Below are 17,078 nucleotides of genomic sequence, written 5' to 3'. Positions count from 1 at the left end.
CCGGTTATAGTCAAGTGGACACAGTGTCCACATAGCTGGGAGATCCCTCATGCTGCTGCACCTGGACGCCAGCGCGCGCCGGAACTCGTTCTCACGCCTGCTGTCCGCCGAGTACGCCGACGCCTGGCGAGCCGCCCACCCCGGAGCCGGCTACGTCTACCGCGACCTCGCCGCCCGCCCCGTGCCGCACATCGGCGAGGCGTGGACGGAACTGTGCGACCACATCCTGGAGCACGAGATCACCGACCCCGCCCGCTACCCGGAGGCGGCCCGCACGCCCGCTCGGCGGGCCGCCTGGGCGATCGTCGAGCCGCTGCTCGCCGAGGTCGTCGCCGCCGACGTCGTGCTGATCGGCACGCCGATGTACAACTACTCGATCCCGTCGTCGCTCAAGGCGTGGCTCGACCAGATCACCTTCCCCAAGATGTCGCTGGCCGGCCGCTCGTTCGTGGTGACCGGGGCGCGGGGCGGCGCGTACGGCCCCGGCTCCCCCCGCGAGCCGTACGACCACGAGGAGCGCTACCTGCGCGACTTCCTCAAGGGGCACTTCCAGGTCGAGGACGTGACGTTCGTCCACGCCGAGCTGGTCAACGCCCGTCTCGACCCGGCGCTCGCCCACCTGCGGGAACGGCACGAGGAGTCCCTGGCCGCGGCCCTCGCCCAGGTCCGCGCCCAGGCCCGCGAGGAGGCGGCGTCGGAGGAGGCGGCGTCGTGAGCTGGCTCGTCCTGCTGCTGGCCGGGCTGGTCGAGGTGGCCTGGTCGCAGAGCATCAAGCCGACCCAGAACTTCACCCGCCCGCTGCCCACGCTGGTCAGCCTGCTGCTCATGGCCGCCGCCGTCTGGCTGCTGTCGCGGGCCATGAACACCCTGCCGGTCGGCACCGCGTACGCGGTCTTCACCGGCATCGGCGCGGCCGGCGCGATCACGCTCGGCGTGGTGCTCCACGACGACCCCGTGTCCGTGGGGCGGATGGCGGCGCTCGCGCTGATCGTGGGAGGGATAGTGTTGGCCCGGATCACGGCCTGACACGATCGAAGGGCGAGCGATGGCGGAGATCAGGAAGTCGTACGTGACAGCCGCGACGTCGGCGGTGTCGCTGCTCAGCCAGGCGGCCGTGGCGGCGGCCTGGGACAAGCCGAGCGCGCTCACCGAGTTCAGCGTGGCGGGGCTGGCAGGGCATCTGGCGCACCAGGTCGTCCGGGTCCGCGACGTGCTCGACTCGGACGGCGCCGGCCACGAGCCGATCGGCCTGCTGGAGCACTACTCGCGTTCGCCGTGGGTGGAGGCGGGCCTCGACCACGAGACCAACGTCGGCATCCGGCGGGGCGGCGAGGCCGCCGCGGCCGACGGACCGGCCGCACTGATCGAGCGGACGCGGGCGCTGCTCGACGCGCAGATCGCCGCGCTGCCCGCCGAGCCCGCCGACCGGGTGGTCCACTTGAAGTGGTCCGGCTGGGCGCTCACCCTGGACGACTTCCTGCTCACCCGCCTGGTCGAGCTGGCGGTGCACGCCGACGACCTGGCCGCGAGCGTGGGCGTCGAGACGCCCGCCCTGCCGCCGGAGGTCATCGAGCCGGTGGTCGAGCTGCTGGCCCGGCTGGCGGTGCACCGGCACGGCGCGACGGCGGTCATCCGCGCGCTCAGCCGCGCCGAACGCGCCCCGGCCACGATCAGCGCCTTCTGACACCTCCCGGCCCCGCGACCCGCCCCCGGACCAGGGAGTAGCAGGGCCCCGGCCGGGGGCTCAGGCGGTCACCAGGCGCAGGGCGGTGGCCACCTCCCGGCCCGACAGGGCCCGCTCCGGATCGAGCAGCCACTGGGCCAGGAACCCGGTGAGCAGCGCCTGGTAGAGCGCCCCGGTCAGCCGCGCCCGCTCGGGGTCGGCGCCGGGCTCACCGCCGGGCTCACCGCCGGGCTCACCGCCGGGCTCACCGCCGGGCTCACCGCCGGGCTCACCGCCGTCGAACAGCTCGGCGAGCCCGGCCTGGGCCTCCCGGTTCGCGGCGGCGAGCTGCTCGCGCACCTCCGGCAGGTGCTCGACCTGCCCCAGGAGTTCGAGCTGCGTCACCCACAGCGGTCGCAGCCGCCCGAACGACTCCAGCACCCGGTCCCAGGCGACGGCGAAGCGCTCCAGCCGGTCCGCGCCCGGCTCGGCCTCGGCCGACAGCGTGGCCGCCAGCTCCTCGCCCCACTCCCGCATGACCTCGAACAGCGCCTCGTTGAGCAGCGCCTCCTTCGACTTGAAGTGGTAGCCGATGGCCGCGAGGCTCACGCCCGACGCTTTCGCGACGTCGCGCGCCGTGGTGCGGGTGTAGCCCTTCTCGACCAGGCATCGCTTGGCGCCCGCCAGCAGGTCCTCCCTGTTTCCCATGCCGTCAGAGTAGCACAAGCGTCCTAGACAAGCGTCTAAGACGCCTGTACCGTCGGCGGCATGGCGAACATCCTCATCTCCGGCGCGAGCATCGCCGGCACGTCCGCGGCCTACTGGCTGCGCCGCCACGGCTTCACCGTCACCGTGGTCGAGCGGGCCCCCGCCGTCCGCGCCGGCGGCTACAAGGTGGACATCCGGGGCGCGGCGCTGCGGGTGATCGAGCGCATGGGCCTCATGGACGCGGTCCGCGCCCGCGCCACGGACATGCGCGTCGCCACCCACTACGACGCCGCCGGCAAGAAGGTCGCGACCATGGACGCCGACCTGTTCGGCGGGCGCACCGGCGACGACGTCGAGATCATGCGCGGCGACCTCAACGAGCTGCTGTACGAGCTGACCCGCGACGAGGTCGAGTACGTCTTCGACGACTCGATCACGGCCGTCGCCGAGGACGGCACGGTCACCTTCGAACGTTCGCTCCCCCGCGCGTTCGACCTGGTGGTCGGGGCCGACGGCGCGCACTCCAACGTGCGCGGGCTGGCGTTCGGCCCCGAGGAGCGTTTCGTGCGCCACCTCGGCCACTACATCTCGATCTGCTCGGTGCCCGACCCGCTCGGCCTGGACCGCGAGGAGGCGGTGCACGCGGCGCCCGGCCGCACCGCCAACGTCTACAGCACCCGCCAGGACGACGGCGTGGCGCGGGCCGCGTTCATCTGGTCGTCCCCGGCGCTCGTCTACGACCACCGGGACGTCGAGCGGCAGAAGGAGCTGCTGGCCGAGGCCATGTCCGGGATGCGCTGGGAGGTGCCGCGCCTGCTCGACGCGGTGCGCGAGGCCGACGACCTCTACTTCGACGCGGTCTGCCAGATCCGGATGGACCGCTGGTCGAAGGGGCGGGTCGTGCTGCTCGGCGACGCGGCGTACTGCGCCTCCCCCGCCTCGGGGCAGGGCACGAGCCTGGCGATCGTGGGGGCGTACGTGCTGGCCGGCGAGCTGGCGGCGGGCCGTGGCCCGGAGGGCTACGAGCGGGAGCTGCGCGGCTTCGTCGCGGCCAACCAGGCGCTGGCGGACGCCAACCTCAAGGGCATGGTGATCCCGTCACGGCTGGCGCTGTGGTTCCAGCTCGCGATGATCCGGCTGCTCCCCCGCCTGCCGGGCCGCGACCGCGTGGTGGAGCGCGTCGCCGGGCCGATCCGGCAGGCGGCGAACGCCATCACGCTCAAGGATTACATGGAATGAACCATTCCGTTCTGCTAATATAAGAGCAGAACGTTCCGTTCCGAAGGAAGGGTTCACCATGACCGTTCTCGTCACCGGCGCCACCGGGACCGTCGGCCGCCTCCTCGTCGAGGAGCTGCTCGCCGCCGGGCAGCGGGTCCGCGCCCTGACCAGGAACCCCGACACGGCCGGCCTGCCCGAGGGCGTCGAGGTGGTCGCGGGCGACCTCGCCCGGCCCGCCGAGCTGGCGGGCGTCTTCGACGGGGTCGAGGCCGCGCACCTCATCACCTTCGCGGGCGACGACTACGCCCCGCTCCCCGACGGCGCCGCCCTGGTCGAGCTGGCCGCCGAGGCCGGCGTGCGGCGGGCCACCGTGCTTGGCGGGCGCGAGGAGGGCGACCTGGAGCGGGCGCTCGCCGGCAGCGGCATCGAGTGGACGCTGCTGCACCCTGTCGAGTTCATGTCCAACACGCTGCGCTGGTGGGCGGAGACGGTCCGGACGGAAGGCGTCATCAAGGAGCCGTTCGGCGACCGGCTGAGCGCGCTGGTGCACGAGCGCGACATCGCCGCCGTCGCCGCGACCGTGCTCGTCGAGGGCGGGCACGGCGGGCGCACGTACGTGCTGACCGGCCCGGAGGCGATCACGCTCAGGGAGAAGGTCGCGATCCTCGCCGGCGCCGTCGGCAGGGACGTGCGCTTCGTCGAGCTCACCGTGGACGAGGCCCGCGCCAAGTGGCGCGCCGACGGCATGGGCGAGGAGACCGTCGAGTTCCTGGTCCACGCGCTCGGCGAGACGCCGGAGGTCGGCTACACCGTCGTCCCGACCGTCAAGGAGGTCACCGGCCGGGACGCCAGGAGCTTCCGTCAGTGGGCCGAGGAGAACGCCGCCGCCTTCCGCCCCTGATCGGCGACCTCGGGATAGGCGGGGACCGGCGTCGTCCGCCCCCGCAGGTGGCGGTCAAGGAAGGCCGCGAGATGGTCGCGGGTGATCCGGAGCGCCCGCGCGCCGTCGAGCTCCTGCGCGGGGAGGCCGAGCCGGGGCCGCAGCACCGCGTAGTCGACGAAGGCGGAGTGGTCGGTGCCGGCGATCGTGATCCACTTCTTCGGGCCCTTCAGATGGGCCCAGGACTTCTTCCAGGAGTCGTCGGTGCCGTCCCAGGCGTGCGTGCGCGGAGCGCCGATCATCAGGAACGGCCGGTCCAGCCGCTTCACCGGCGGGAAGAAGGTCCCGTCCAGGTTGGCGCCGGCCTTCAGGCGGCGGTCCGTCGCCAGGGCGGCGGCGGAGCTGTTGCCGCCCATCGAATGGCGAGGCGCTGGCGAACCTGCGCGACGTGCTCGGCGTGCTCCGTGCCACCGACCGGGCCACCGACCGGGCCACCGACCGTGCCACCGACCGTGCTCCCGGGTCGCCGCCTGCCGGGCTGCCCGGCCGCGAGGAGGACGTGATCAGAGCCCTGGCCCGCGGCCTGTCCAACGCCGAGATCGGCCGCGAGCTGCGCCTCACCGAGGCCACGGTCAAGGCGCACGTCAGCCGGGTGCTGGCCAAGCTGGGCCTGGCCAACCGGGTCCAGGCGGCCATCCTGGTGCACGACGCCGATCTCGGTCAGCCGGACACGTCCGCGTAGTGGCAGGCCGCCTGCGCCCCGGCGACGGCGGGCAGGACGGCCGGCGGCTCCGTACGGCACCTGCCGTCCACCCCGGCCTCGGCCGCCCGCCCCGAGGCGAGCACCTGGCAGCGGGCGTGGAAGCGGCACCCGCCGGGGATGCGGGTCGGGTCCGGCGGCTCGCCGGTCAGCACCACCCGTTCCGGCGACTCCGGCAGCACCGACAGCAGCGCCTGCGTGTACGGGTGCCGCGGCGCGGTCAGCACCTGCTCGACCGGCCCCGACTCGACGATCCTGCCGAGGTACATCACGGCGACCCGGTCGGCGATGTTCCACGCCAGCCCGAGGTCGTGCGTGACGACCAGCGCCGACAGCCCCAGCTCGGCGCGCAGCCGGAGCAGCAGCGCCAGGATCTCGCCGCGTACGGAGGCGTCCAGGGAGGCCACCGGCTCGTCGGCGATCAGCACCTTCGGATCGAGGGCCAGCGCGCCCGCGATCACCACGCGCTGCCGCTGCCCGCCGGACAGCTCGTGCGGGTGGCGCAGGAAGAACCGGTCCGGCGGCCGGAGCCCGGCGCGGGACAGGGCCGTGGCCACGACGTCCCGCTCGTCGGCGAGGCCGTGGATGCGGGGGCCCTCGGCGACGGCCTCGTACACGGTGTGGCGGGGGTTGAGCGAGCCCATCGGGTCCTGGAGGACGAGCTGGACCTGCCGGCGGTACGCCTTGAGCGCCCGCGCCCGGTAGTCGAGCGCGGCCCCGTCGAAGCGGACCTCGCCGGCGGTGGGGCGTTCGAGGCCGAGCAGGGTGCGGGCGAGCGTGGTCTTGCCGCAGCCCGACTCGCCGACCAGCGCGACGATCTCGCCCTTGCCGATGGCCAGGTTGACGCCGTCGACGGCGCGCGCCCTGCGGCCCCGCGAGCTGAACTCCACGCGCAGGTCGCGGGCCTCCAGCAGGGTGGGCCGCGAGGTCTCGACCGCCTCGGCGGGGGTCTGCGTCTCGGTCATGAGGCTTCCTCCTTGGCCCGTACGTGCACGCAGGCCGCGACGCGGCCGGGACCGGCCGGCCAGAGCTCCACGTCGGTGCTCGCGCATTCCGGCAGCGCGACCGGGCAGCGCGGGTGGAAGGCGCAGCCGGTCGGGAGCTGCATGGGGTCGGGCGGGTCGCCGCCGAGCCCCTGGGGCGCCATGCGCGAGGCCGGGTCGCCCACGGTCGGGAACGCCGCCGCCAGCGCCTTCGCGTACGGGTGCCGCGGGTCGTGGAAGACCTGCGCGGAGGGGCCGTGCTCGACGACGCGGCCGGCGTACATGACCGCGAGCTGGTCGCAGACGTCGGCGAGCACCGACAGGTCGTGCGAGATCATGATCAGCGAGATGCCGTGCTCGGCGACCAGCTCCTTGATCAGCGTCAGGACCTGCGCCTGGACCATGACGTCGAGCGCGGTGGTCGGCTCGTCGGCGATGATCAGCCGCGGCGAGCAGGCCAGCGCCATTGCGATCATCACGCGCTGTCGCTGGCCGCCCGACAGCTCGTGCGGGTAGCTGCGCGCCCGCCAGGCCGGCAGGCCGACCTGTTCGAGCAGCTCGGTCACCCGCTTGCGGGCGCCCTCGGGCTTGGCCAGGCCGTGGACGAGCAGCGGCTCGGCGATCTGGTCGCCGATCCTGCGCACGGGGTTGAGCCCGTGCTGCGCGCCCTGGAAGACGATCGACGCCTCCGCCCAGCGCACGGCCCGCAGGCGTCCCCACGTCATGGCGGCGATGTCCTCGCCGCCGAGGAGGATCCGGCCGTCGACGCGCGCGTCCCGGGGCAGGAGCCGGAGCAGCGCCATGGCCAGCGTCGACTTGCCGGATCCCGACTCGCCGGCGACTCCGAGCGCCGCTCCGGAGTCGAGGGTCAGCGACACGCCGCGCACCGCGGGCACCTCGCCCGCGGCGATGCGGTACGTCACCGACACGTCATCGAGTTCGAGGAGACTCACGCCTTCCTCCTGAGCTGGGGGTTGAGCACGGCCTCCAGCGCCCGCCCCATGAGGGTGAACGCCATGACGACGATGAGGATGGCCAGGCCGGGGATGAGGATGTACCACCAGGCCGCGTTGGTGGCGGCGCCGAAGTCGTAGGAGGCGCGCAGCATCGTGCCCCAGGACGTCTTGTTGGCGCTGGCGCCGAGGAAGGCGAGCGTGGACTCGGTCACGATCGCGCTGGCCACCTCCAGCGTGGTGCTGGCCAGCAGCAGCGGGGCCACGTTGGGCAGCACGTGCCGGGTGGTGATGTGCCAGTGCCCCGCGCCGAGCGCCTTGGAGCGCTCGATGTAGGGGCGGGCCTCGACGGCGAGCGTCTGGGCGCGGATCAGCCGGGCGGTCGAGGGCCAGGTCGTGATCGCGATCGCGGTGACGATCGTCAGTGTGCTGCCGCCCAGGATCGCCGCCAGCACGAGCGCCGTCACCAGCGACGGCAGCACCAGGAACCAGTCGGTGATCCGCATCAGCGCGCCGCCGACCCAGCCGCGGAAGTGCCCGGCCGCGACGCCGACCACGAGGCCGATGACGACGCTGAGCAGCGCGGCGAGGAAGCCGATGAGCAGCGACGTGCGCGAGCCCCACCACACCATGAGCAGGATCGAGCGGCCCGACTCGTCGGTGCCGAACGGCTCGGCGAGGCTGGGCGGCGCGAACTTCTGGCCGGTGCCCTCGACGACGCTGGTCACGTTCTCGCTGATGAACAGCGGGGCGACGAGCGCGAGCAGCACGGCGACCAGCAGGATCACCCCGCCGGCGAGCCCGGCCCGATGGGTGCGGAAGTCGGCCCAGAAGCGGCTCAGCGCGAGGCGGCGCCGCGTCGCGGCGAGGCTCGTCATGCCGACCTCACTCTCGGGTCGAGGATGTGGTAGACCACGTCGGCCAGCGTGTTCATGAGGATCACGGCGACCGTGATCAGCAGGAACGTGCCCTGCATGAGCGTGAAGTCCGGCACCCGCACCGCCTCGTAGAAGAGCTGCCCGAGGCCGGGCCAGGTGAAGATGGTCTCGACGGTGACCGCGCCGCCCACGACGAACCCGATCCGCATGAACACCAGCGTCACGGTCGGCAGCAGCGCGTTGGGCACGGCGTGCCGCCGCCGCACGTCGTCGTCGCGCAGCCCCTTGGCCCGCGCCACGGTGACGTAGTCCTGCCCGACCTCCTCCAGCAGCGACGAGCGCATGACGAGCAGGTACTGGGCGTAGACGACGGCGACCAGCGTCAGGCAGGGCAGCACCATGTGCGAGGCGACGTCCAGCACGTACGCGAACCCGTCGGGCGCGTCCACGCTCTCGATGCCCCTGAACGGGAACAGCCCGGGGATCGGCCCGATGCCGACGCCGAGCACCATCATGAGCAGCAGCCCGAGCCAGAACGTCGGCACCGACCACAGCACCAGCGACAGGCCGGTGGAGAAGCGGTCGAAGCGGGTGCCGTGCCGCCAGCCGGCGCGGGTGCCCTGCCAGATGCCGAGGCTGACCGCGATGACCAGCCCGGTGCCGGCGAGCAGCAGCGTCGGGCCGATGCGCTCGCCGATGAGGTCGAGCACCGGCCGCTTGTACTCGTAGGAGGTGCCGAGGTCGAGCCGGAGGGTCTTGCCGACGAAGTCGAAGAACTGGTCGATCAGCGGCTTGTCCAGGCCCAGCCGGCGACGTTCCAGGTCGAGCTGCGCAGGGGTCATGTTGCGGCCCTGCGCCAGGTTGCGTACGGGATCACCGGGAAGCATGCGGAAAAGGAAGAACGTCCCGACGATCACCATGGCGATGCTGAACAGCGCCCCGCCTGCCTTGGACGCCGCGTAACGCAGCGTGCCACGGCGGGCGGGGCGGTCGTCCGCGGGGCCCGCCGCCTGGACGGCGGGCTCCGCTGACTCGAGAGGTGTGGTCATTCGCGTTCGTCTGCGGTGCTCTTGCGCCGCCTCGTCAGGAAGAAGGCACCCAGGCCGAGGATCACCACGACGCCGACGATCCCGGCGATGAGCCCGGTGTTCGAGCCGCTCTCGCCGCTCGCGCCGGCCGCCGCGGCGGCCTTGACGTCCACGGTGTAGAACGGCCAGTAGCCGCTGCCGCCGTAGAGCAGGCCCTTGTCCTCGGGGATCGGGGTGATGCTGGTGACCTTGTCCTTGCGGTAGCCCTCAAGGTCGTTGGTGTAGTAGATGGCGATGATCGGCGCCTGGGTGTAGAGCCGCTCCTGCATCTGCTTGATCAGCTCGACGCGCTTGGGCCGGTCCAGCTCCTTGAGCTGGTCCTGGTAGAGCTTCTCGAAGGTGTCGTCGCAGAAGAAGGACTCCGTGCCGCCGCCCTCGCCGTTCGGAGCCGGCCGCCGGCTGCACAGGTGCGTGGCCAGGACCTCCTCCGGGTCGGGGTTGACGGACCAGCCGCTGATCGCGATGTCGAAGTTGCCGGTGGTGCCGGTCTCCTCGGTGAACTTGCTGGAGTCCAGCTTGACCGTGGTGACCGTGATGCCGACCTCCTTGAGGAAGGCGGTCAGGTATTCGGCGAGCTTGTCCTCGACCGGCGTGTCGGTGTGGATGGTGAAGCGGAACTCCAGCTTGCGCTTGCCGTCGGGCATCGTGCGGACGCCGTCGGAGCCCTTCTTGTAGCCCGCGTCGTCGAGGATCTGGTTGGCCTTGGCGGGGTCGTAGGTGACCTTCTCCTCGCCGGTGGCCTCCCAGAACCAGTCCTTGTACATCGGCGGCACGATCGAGCCGTCGGCGGGCTTGGCGAGGCCGTTCTGGACCTCGTCGACGAGCTTCTGCTTGTCGATGGCGTAGTGCACGGCCTGGCGGACCTTGACGTCCTTCAGCGCCGGGTGACCGTCGCCGACGGCCTTGCCGTCGGTCGTGGTGGCGCCGTGGTTGACCTGCAGGTACGCCGCGCGCCGGCCCTGGGTGTTCCAGGCCTCGATGTTCGGGTCGTTCTGGATGGCCTCGAACTCCTGCGGGGTCATCCGGCCGAGCAGGTCGATGTCGCCCTTCTTCAGGCCGGCGACGGCGGCCTGCGGGTTGTCGTAGAAGATGACCTGGAGCTCGTCGATCTTGGGCTTGCCCCGCCAGTAGTTGGGGTTGGCCTGCAGCTTGACGTACTGGTCCTTCTTGTGCTCGACCGCGATGTAGGGCCCGCTGCTCACCGAGGGGTACTTCTCGGCGTCGTAGTTGGCCATGTCGGTGACCGACTCCCAAGCGTGCTTGGGCATGATCGGCACCGGGTTCTCCAGCATGGACGCCTGCGGCGCCTTCAGCTTGATGACGAGGTCCTGGCCGTTGGCCGTGACCGTCTCGAAGTTCTCCACCGCGGGGCCGTTCGCCGTCTTGGCGGCCTCGTCGGTCATCATCTTGTTGAACGTCCAGGCGGCGTCCTCAGCCGTGACCGGCTGGCCGTCGGACCACTTCGCCTGGCGGATCTTGAACGTCCAGGTGAGCCCGTCCTCCGACGTCGTCCACGATTCGGCGAGGTCGGGGCTGGGGGCAAGGGTCTTCGGGTCGGGCACCGTCAGGTAGCCGTACATCCAGCGGTGGATGGAGGTCGAGACCAGCCGGACCGCGAGGAACGGGTTCATCGAGTCCATGGACTGCGTCGCGCCGACCCTGAAGATCTTCTTCCCCGCCGCCGGGTCCTGCGCAAGGGCCGCTGTGGTCCCCTGACCTGCTACTAACACCGCCACGCCCAGCGCTACGAAGCGCGCGAGCCATTTCCTCATGAGTGCCTCACCTTCAGGCGGGGTTTTCCTGTGTATGGAAAGGCACACCATACGGAGACCGCGTGTCAACGAAAGACGGAAAATTGTTTCATCTTCGTATCCTTTAGCGGTGTAAATTTTCAGTGCCCGTGGCACCGAGGGCGATGGGGGCCGTCCGCGCGGCCCCCGGACCCCTCCCGGCGGGCCTGGCGGTCAGCCGCAGCCGCAGGAGCCGCCGCAGCACCCGCCGCCCGCCTGGGGCAGCAGCTCGATCCGGCCGGCCAGCTCGTAGCCCGCCTCCTTGACGGCGGCCTCGACCGCGTCCGCGTCGAGCGGCGCGGCGCTCGTCACGGTCACGGCCCCGGACGCCAGGTCCACCTGGACCCCGCTCACACCGGCCACCTTGCCGACCTCCTCGGTCACCGAGCTCACGCAGTGGCCGCAGGTCATGCCTTCCACCTGATAGGTCGTGACGGTCATGACGACTCCCTCCTCACAGTGACGTTCCTCGGGCACTATACCCCCCTAGGGTAAAGACGCATACATCCGGCATGCCCGGATAGAGGGGAGAAAACGGCTACTCATAGGGGAGTTCACATGCTGAACGGCAAGACCATCGCCTTTCTCGTCGCGCCCGAGGGCGTGGAGCAGGTGGAGCTCACCGAACCGTGGAAGGCGGTCAAGCAGGCGGGCGGCACGCCCCGGCTGATCTCCACCGACTCCGGGCAGATCCAGGGATTCAACCACCTGGACAAGGCCGACGAGTTCGCCGTGGACGAAACGGTGGACGAGGCCGACCCGGCCTCCTTCGACGGCCTCGTGCTGCCCGGAGGCGTGGCCAACCCGGACTTCCTGCGCACGCAGCCGGCCGCCGTCCGGTTCGTCCACACCTTCTTCGACACCGGCAAGCCGGTCGCGGCCATCTGCCACGCGCCCTGGACGCTGGTCGAGGCGGACGTGGTCCGCGGACGCACGATGACCTCGTGGCCCAGCCTCCAGACCGACCTCCGCAACGCCGGCGCCACCTGGGTCGACCAGGAGGTCGTGGTGGACACCGAGGGCCCGAACACCCTCGTCACCAGCCGCAAGCCGGACGACCTGAAGGCTTTCTGCCAGGCGGCGACCGACGTGTTCGGCCAGTGACGCGCGGCAGACGGCCGGTGACCTCCTCCTGGAGGTCGCCGGCCGTCGTCGTCCGGCCCTGACGAGATCGAAACTCGCCTGTAACTCCTTGTCCCACGGCAGGAAATGGTCTAGACGTAGACCAAACAGAGCGTCCTCCGCGCCCCCCAGGGAGACCTCATGTCCGTTGACGAGGATTCCAGGCGACTCGCCGAGCTCGGCTACAAGCAAGAGCTGGCCCGCACCTGGAGCGGATTCTCGAACTTCGCCATCTCCTTCTCCATCATCTCGATCCTCGCCGGCTGCTTCACGACCTTCGGACAGGCCTGGAACAACGGCGGCCCCATCGCCATCTCGTGGGGCTGGCCGGTGATCTCGCTGTTCATCCTCATCATCGGGTTCTGCATGGCCGAGCTGGTCTCGGCCTACCCGACGGCGGGCGGCATCTACTGGTGGGCCGCCAAGATGGGCAAGCCGATCCACGGCTGGTTCACCGGCTGGCTCAACCTCATCGGGCTCATCGCCGTCACCGCGTCGGTCGACTACGGCTGCGCCACCTTCCTCAACATCGTCCTCGCCCGCCTGACCGGCGGCGCCTGGGCGGGCACGCTCCCGCAGACGTTCCTGCTGTTCGTGATCGTGCTCGCCCTGCACGCCCTGATCAACATCTTCAGCCACCGGCTCATCTCGCTGCTGCAGAACGTGAGCGTCTGGTGGCACGTCGCCGGGGCCGTGATCGTCGTCGCGATCCTGGTCTTCGCCCCCTCCGACCACCAGTCGCTCGGCTTCGTCTTCGGCGGCACCAACAACAACTCCGGCTTCGGCGACGGCTCCGACGGCCTGCCCTTCTGGCTGTACGTGCTGCCGCTCGGCTTCCTGCTCACCCAGTACACGATCACCGGGTTCGACGCCTGCGCCCACGTCTCCGAGGAGACCCACGGCGCGGCCAGGACCGCCGCCCGCGGCCTGTGGCAGTCGATCTTCTACTCGGCGATCGGCGGCTGGATCCTGCTGCTGGCGTTCCTGTTCGCCGCCACGAACGTGGACGAGCTCAACAAACAGGGCGGATTCGTCGGCGCCATCTTCGAGACCGCGCTGTCCTCGCCGCTCGCCACGGTCGTCTTCGCCATCTCCACCATCGGCCAGTTCTTCTGCGGCATGAGCTGCGTCACCTCGATGTCACGGATGACGTACGCCTTCTCGCGGGACGGCGCGGTGCCCGGCTGGCGGCTGTGGTCGAAGGTGGACCGCAACCGCACGCCCGTCAACGCCATCATCGCCGGCTGCGTCGTGGCCGCCCTCATCACCCTGCCCGCCCTCTACGCCCCCGCGGGGCTGACCACCCCCGTCGCGTTCTACGCCGTCGTGTCGATCGCGGTCATCGGCCTCTATCTGGCCTTCCTCATCCCGATCTGGCTGCGCCTGCGCATGGGCGACGCCTTCCAGCCGGGTCCGTGGACCCTCGGACGCAAGTACAAGGCGCTCTGCTGGATCGCCTGCGTCGAGATCGTCATCGTCTCGATCTACTTCATCATGCCGTTCAGCCCCGCCGGCGTGCCGGGCAGCGACGGCTTCACCTGGACGTCGGTGAACTACGCGCCGATCGCGGTGGGCGTCGTGCTCATCCTCATCGCGCTGTGGTGGACCCTGTCGGCCCGCCACTGGTTCACCGGCCCGCGCCGGACCGTGGACGAGGAGACCGAGACCGTCTGACCGTCCTCCGGGGGGCCTGCCGGCCGGGGCGGGCAGGCCCTCAGGCGGACGCCTCGAACGCCTCGGCGACGGCCTTGCGGACCTCGTCCATGGAGGCCGTCCCCAGCTCGCGCTGGAGCGAGGTCATGTCGACGTCCGGCATGCCGCAGGCCACCGCCCAGCTCCACGGCGTGAGGTCGCCGTCGACGTTGAGCGCGAAGCCGTGGCTGGTGACGCCGCGGCTCTGCCGCATGCCGATGGAGATGATCTTGCGGCCGGTGCCGGACGTCCAGACGCCGGTCAGCAGCTCCGACCCGGGCGGGGTGTCGCGGCGCTCGGCCGGCAGCCCGAGCTTGCCCAGCGCCTCCACCAGGCGCAGCTCCACCTCGCGGACGTAGTCGACGATGCCCTCGTCCTCGGCGAGCTTGACGACGAGGTAGCCGACGAGCTGCCCGGGGCCGTGGTAGGTGAGCTGCCCGCCGCGGCCGGTCTCGGCGACGGGGATGCCGTGCGAGGGGTCGGGCAGGTGGTCGGCCGGGGTGCGGCGGCCGACGGTGTAGACGGACGGATGGCTGAGCAGCCAGAGCGTGTCGGGGCGTTCGTCCCGCTGGCGCTGCCCGACGAGGTCGGTCATGCGCTCCATCGCGGGGTCGTAGTCGACGAGATCGTCCTGGAGGAGTGTCAGCGGCCTTGCCCTCATGGTTCGAGGATAAGCCGCCGCAGGAACGCGGCGGACGCCAGGGACGCCTGCCAGAATGCCCGCTATGCCGACTTTCGCCGCCCATGACGGCACCACGCTCGCCTACCACGTCCACGGCTCCGGGGGCCGGCCGCTCGTCTGCCTGCCGGGCGGGCCGCAGGCGTCGGCGTACCTGGGCGACCTGGGCGGGCTGTCCGCGCACCGGCGGGTGATCACCCTGGACCCGCGCGGCACCGGGGAGTCCGCGACGCCGGCCGACGCCGCGACGTACCGGTGCGACCGGCAGGTCGCCGACGTGGAGGCGCTGCGCGCGCACCTCGGCGAGGACCGCCTCGACCTCCTCGGCCACTGCGGGGGCGCCAACCTCGCCGTCCAGTACGCCGCCCGCCACCCCGCCAGGATCGCCCGCCTCCTCCTGATCACCCCCAGCACCCGGGCGACCGGCGTCGACATCGCCGGGGAGGCGCGCCGCGAGGTCGCCCGCTCACGCGCCGCCGAGCCCTGGTTCGCCGAGGCGTACGCGGCGCTCGAACGGATCACGGCGGGCGAGGGCCGGCCCGGCGACGGCACGCTCATCGCCCCCTTCACCTACGGGCGCTGGGACGCGCCCGCGCGGGCCCACCACGCCGAGGGGGAACGGCGGCTGAACCGGAAGGCCGCGGCCGGGTTCGGCGCCGAGGGCGCCTTCGACCCGGCGGCCACGCGCGCCGCGCTCAAGGCGCTCGACGCGCCCGTGCTCGTGCTGGCCGGCGAGGCGGACGTGGCCGGCCCGCCCCCCGCCATGGCCGAGGTCGCCCGCCTGTTCCGCCGCGCCGGGCTCGTGGTGCAGCCCGGCGCCGGCCACTTCCCGTGGCTCGACGACCCCCTGTGGTTCGCCGAGACGCTGCGGAACTGGCTGGATCAGACGGTGCGGTAACCCTTGGGCTCCTCGGGGACGAGGATCCACATGGCGACGTAGACGACCCAGAGCGGTCCGGGGATGAGGGAGAGGAGCAGCCAGAGGATCCGGACCAGCGTGGGGGGCATGCCCAGCTTGTCGGCGAGGCCGCCGCAGACGCCGGCGAGGATTCTGTGCTCTCGGGAGCGGTACATGTCGTTCCTTCCGTTTCTGGACCTACTGGGTCAACGGACGGGACCCCCTCCAGGACTCCCGTCAGGGACCCTGAGAAAACCCTGTGAGGGTCAGCCACTCCCTTGCCATGCCCAGATGATCGCTGGTCAGTCCGCCCTTGGGAGCCACCTGGACGAGCAGGAAATCGCCGACACCCTGATGGACCCTGAGATACTCCTCGTCCTCCGCCCACACCTGGTCGTCGAACCAGACGAACGGCCGCCGCCCCGCGTACGCCGCCACCGCCGGGGTCTTGAACATCTCGCCGCGCTCGCTCACCGGCGCCGTGCCGGTGTTCACCGTGACGACGGGCAGCGAGGGCAGGCCGATACGCGGCGCGATCCACTCGTTCGCGTGGTGCTCCCACGTCGTCGCCCACACCAGCTCCGCCCCGGTCCCCTCGGCCAGGTCGAGCAGCCGGCGGCCGTGCCCGGGGTCGAGGTGCACGACGTACGTCTCGCCCTCGACGACGCAGCGGTAACGCCGGTAGCCGGGGTGCGGGCGGCCGATCGGGTTGAGCACGCCGTCCACGTCGAGCAGCAGCAGCGGTCTCACTCGACGGCTCCGGCCGGCTGCCGCCGGAACTCCTGGGGGCTCACGCCGCGTACGCGCTTGAACGCGGCGCTCAGCGCGAACGGGCTGCCGTAGCCGACCTTGCGGGCCACCGCCCCGATCGTGGCGCCGGGCTCGCGCAGCAGGTCGGCGGCGAGCGCCAGCCGCCAGCCGGTCAGGAAGGCCATCGGCGGCTCCCCCACCAGCTCGGTGAAGCGCCGGGCCAGCGACGCCCGCGAGACGCCGACCTGGGCGGCCAGCGCGGCGACCGTCCACGGGTGTGCGGGGTTGTTGTGCAGCATGCGCAGGGCCCTTCCCACGACCGGGTCGCCCATCGCTCGGTACCACGCGGGCGCCTCGTGGGTGGCGAAGTAGCGGCGCAGCACGGCGATGAGCAACAGGTCGAGCAGCCGGTCCAGGAACGCCTCCTGGCCCGGCTCGTCCTTGACGATCTCAGCGCCGAGCAGCGTGATGACCGGGCCGCCCGGCTGGACGACGAGCGGCGGCAGCGCCTCCAGCAGCCGCCTGCTGACCTCGCCCTCCATCGTGTACGTGCCGGTCAGCATCACGGTCCCGCCGTCGGCGGCGTTGCCCCATGTCCGCACCCCCAGGTCCATGGCCTGGTGGAGGGTGCTGCCGTCGAGCGTGGTGCAGCGCTGGCCGGGGTGGATGACGATCTGCGGCGCGGTGCCGGGCCGGTCCGCCACCACGTACGGCTCCGGCCCCCGGTTGATCGCCACCTCTCCCGGCCCGAGGCGTACCGGCTCGGCGCCGTCGAGCAGCACCCACGCCTCGCCGCGCACCAGCGCGGTCACCGACAGCGGGGCCTCGTCCTGCACCCGGATCGACCACGGCGGGTCGAGGACGCAGCGCAGCAGGAAGGCGCCACGGGCCCGGGGGCCGTCCAGCAGCGCCGCGAGCTGATCCATGAGTGAGACGATCGCATATGCCGAGGCCCCCGCTCAACCAGGAAGCGTCTCGCCTGCAGGACCGCGCTTGCCGGGGCCGGAGTTCCG

21 protein-coding genes are annotated in these 17,078 nt (G+C 71.7%); 9 read left to right on the top strand and 12 right to left on the bottom strand.

The features are described 5' to 3' along the window. Positions 1–49 precede the first annotated feature (49 nt). The 3 genes from Nocox_RS03190 to Nocox_RS03180 are packed head-to-tail and all read left to right on the top strand — an operon-like array spanning position 50 to position 1,684. Positions 50–715 carry an FMN-dependent NADH-azoreductase gene (locus tag Nocox_RS03190; RefSeq protein WP_020543425.1) on the top strand — a complete coding sequence of 222 codons (666 nt, stop codon included), beginning with the start codon at positions 50–52 and terminating at the stop codon, positions 713–715. Continuing rightward, positions 712–1,026 (top strand): DMT family transporter, encoded by a 315-nt coding sequence (locus tag Nocox_RS03185; RefSeq protein WP_020543424.1) that lies wholly within the window; start codon positions 712–714, stop codon positions 1,024–1,026. Before Nocox_RS03190 ends, Nocox_RS03185 begins: the two co-directional genes overlap by 4 nt. A 19-nt stretch (positions 1,027–1,045) precedes the next feature. Continuing rightward, a complete protein-coding gene (locus tag Nocox_RS03180) occupies positions 1,046–1,684 on the top strand; it encodes a maleylpyruvate isomerase N-terminal domain-containing protein (protein ID WP_020543423.1) in 639 nt (212 codons plus the stop codon). A 60-nt stretch (positions 1,685–1,744) separates the two neighbouring features. Here Nocox_RS03180 and Nocox_RS03175 read toward each other — a convergent pair whose 3' ends face one another. After that, entirely contained in the window at positions 1,745–2,371 is a 627-nt protein-coding gene (locus Nocox_RS03175) for a TetR/AcrR family transcriptional regulator (RefSeq protein WP_020543422.1), read from the bottom strand. Between the two features lie 60 nt (positions 2,372–2,431). Here Nocox_RS03175 and Nocox_RS03170 point away from each other — a divergent pair, with 60 nt between their 5' ends. Together Nocox_RS03170 and Nocox_RS03165 are read left to right on the top strand one after the other, a co-directional pair. Then, positions 2,432–3,610 carry an FAD-dependent monooxygenase gene (locus tag Nocox_RS03170; protein WP_020543421.1) on the top strand — a complete coding sequence of 393 codons (1,179 nt, stop codon included), beginning with the start codon at positions 2,432–2,434 and terminating at the stop codon, positions 3,608–3,610. A gap of 58 nt (positions 3,611–3,668) precedes the next feature. Continuing rightward, positions 3,669–4,493 carry an NmrA family NAD(P)-binding protein gene (locus Nocox_RS03165; RefSeq protein WP_020543420.1) on the top strand — a complete coding sequence of 275 codons (825 nt, stop codon included), beginning with the start codon at positions 3,669–3,671 and terminating at the stop codon, positions 4,491–4,493. On the opposite strand, the gene Nocox_RS03160 is transcribed toward Nocox_RS03165, so the two are convergent. Beyond that, positions 4,454–4,888, bottom strand: coding sequence for an alpha/beta hydrolase (locus Nocox_RS03160; RefSeq protein ID WP_020543419.1), 435 nt, complete (start codon positions 4,886–4,888; stop codon positions 4,454–4,456). The two genes, Nocox_RS03165 and Nocox_RS03160, sit on opposite strands and share 40 nt — an antisense overlap. A gap of 32 nt (positions 4,889–4,920) precedes the next feature. On the opposite strand from Nocox_RS03160, the gene Nocox_RS03155 reads away from it, so the two are divergent. Further along, positions 4,921–5,214: a response regulator transcription factor gene (locus tag Nocox_RS03155; protein WP_020543418.1), complete on the top strand. Its 294-nt coding sequence runs from the start codon at positions 4,921–4,923 to the stop codon at positions 5,212–5,214. On the opposite strand, the gene Nocox_RS03150 is transcribed toward Nocox_RS03155, so the two are convergent. The 6 genes from Nocox_RS03150 to Nocox_RS03125 all read right to left on the bottom strand — a co-directional run bounded on the left by Nocox_RS03150 (position 5,193) and on the right by Nocox_RS03125 (position 11,365). Then, positions 5,193–6,197, bottom strand: coding sequence for an ABC transporter ATP-binding protein (locus Nocox_RS03150; RefSeq protein WP_020543417.1), 1,005 nt, complete (start codon positions 6,195–6,197; stop codon positions 5,193–5,195). The genes Nocox_RS03155 and Nocox_RS03150 overlap by 22 nt on opposite strands. Continuing rightward, the gene (locus Nocox_RS03145) at positions 6,194–7,168 is read right to left on the bottom strand and encodes an ABC transporter ATP-binding protein (RefSeq protein ID WP_020543416.1); all 975 of its coding nucleotides are present in this window, start codon (positions 7,166–7,168) and stop codon (positions 6,194–6,196) included. Before Nocox_RS03145 ends, Nocox_RS03150 begins: the two co-directional genes overlap by 4 nt. Further along, entirely contained in the window at positions 7,165–8,046 is an 882-nt protein-coding gene (locus Nocox_RS03140; RefSeq protein WP_020543415.1) for an ABC transporter permease, read from the bottom strand. The genes Nocox_RS03145 and Nocox_RS03140 overlap by 4 nt, the downstream gene beginning before the upstream one ends. Next, positions 8,043–9,095, bottom strand: coding sequence for an ABC transporter permease (locus Nocox_RS03135; protein WP_020543414.1), 1,053 nt, complete (start codon positions 9,093–9,095; stop codon positions 8,043–8,045). The genes Nocox_RS03140 and Nocox_RS03135 overlap by 4 nt, the downstream gene beginning before the upstream one ends. Then, on the bottom strand, positions 9,092–10,906 hold the full coding sequence (locus Nocox_RS03130) for an ABC transporter substrate-binding protein (protein WP_026214379.1): 1,815 nt from the start codon (positions 10,904–10,906) through the stop codon (positions 9,092–9,094). Before Nocox_RS03130 ends, Nocox_RS03135 begins: the two co-directional genes overlap by 4 nt. A 192-nt stretch (positions 10,907–11,098) precedes the next feature. Continuing rightward, positions 11,099–11,365, bottom strand: coding sequence for a heavy-metal-associated domain-containing protein (locus Nocox_RS03125; RefSeq protein ID WP_020543412.1), 267 nt, complete (start codon positions 11,363–11,365; stop codon positions 11,099–11,101). Between the two features lie 117 nt (positions 11,366–11,482). On the opposite strand from Nocox_RS03125, the gene Nocox_RS03120 reads away from it, so the two are divergent. Beyond that, positions 11,483–12,028: a type 1 glutamine amidotransferase domain-containing protein gene (locus Nocox_RS03120; RefSeq protein WP_020543411.1), complete on the top strand. Its 546-nt coding sequence runs from the start codon at positions 11,483–11,485 to the stop codon at positions 12,026–12,028. Between the two features lie 159 nt (positions 12,029–12,187). Next, entirely contained in the window at positions 12,188–13,720 is a 1,533-nt protein-coding gene (locus Nocox_RS03115) for an amino acid permease (protein WP_020543410.1), read from the top strand. Between the two features lie 40 nt (positions 13,721–13,760). On the opposite strand, the gene lipB is transcribed toward Nocox_RS03115, so the two are convergent. Next, complete coding sequence (gene lipB / locus Nocox_RS03110; RefSeq protein ID WP_026214378.1) at positions 13,761–14,399, bottom strand: lipoyl(octanoyl) transferase LipB; 639 nt, start codon at positions 14,397–14,399, stop codon at positions 13,761–13,763. A 64-nt stretch (positions 14,400–14,463) separates the two neighbouring features. Between lipB and Nocox_RS03105 the strand changes: the two genes are divergently transcribed. Further along, positions 14,464–15,315, top strand: coding sequence for an alpha/beta fold hydrolase (locus Nocox_RS03105; RefSeq protein WP_020543408.1), 852 nt, complete (start codon positions 14,464–14,466; stop codon positions 15,313–15,315). On the opposite strand, the gene Nocox_RS03100 is transcribed toward Nocox_RS03105, so the two are convergent. The 3 genes from Nocox_RS03100 to Nocox_RS03090 form a co-directional block, all read right to left on the bottom strand. Beyond that, on the bottom strand, positions 15,300–15,491 hold the full coding sequence (locus Nocox_RS03100; RefSeq protein ID WP_020543407.1) for a PspC domain-containing protein: 192 nt from the start codon (positions 15,489–15,491) through the stop codon (positions 15,300–15,302). The two genes, Nocox_RS03105 and Nocox_RS03100, sit on opposite strands and share 16 nt — an antisense overlap. Before the next feature lie 61 nt (positions 15,492–15,552). Further along, the gene (locus tag Nocox_RS03095) at positions 15,553–16,065 is read right to left on the bottom strand and encodes an HAD domain-containing protein (protein WP_020543406.1); all 513 of its coding nucleotides are present in this window, start codon (positions 16,063–16,065) and stop codon (positions 15,553–15,555) included. Then, on the bottom strand, positions 16,062–16,991 hold the full coding sequence (locus Nocox_RS03090) for an AraC family transcriptional regulator (protein ID WP_020543405.1): 930 nt from the start codon (positions 16,989–16,991) through the stop codon (positions 16,062–16,064). Before Nocox_RS03090 ends, Nocox_RS03095 begins: the two co-directional genes overlap by 4 nt. Positions 16,992–17,078 lie beyond the last annotated feature (87 nt).

Origin of the sequence: Nonomuraea coxensis DSM 45129, assembly GCF_019397265.1 — a bacterium.
GTDB classification, from domain to species: Bacteria; Actinomycetota; Actinomycetes; order Streptosporangiales; family Streptosporangiaceae; genus Nonomuraea; species Nonomuraea coxensis.
The sequence above is the reverse complement of the archived record's forward strand: the minus strand, read 5'-3'. Positions and strand labels throughout refer to the sequence as shown.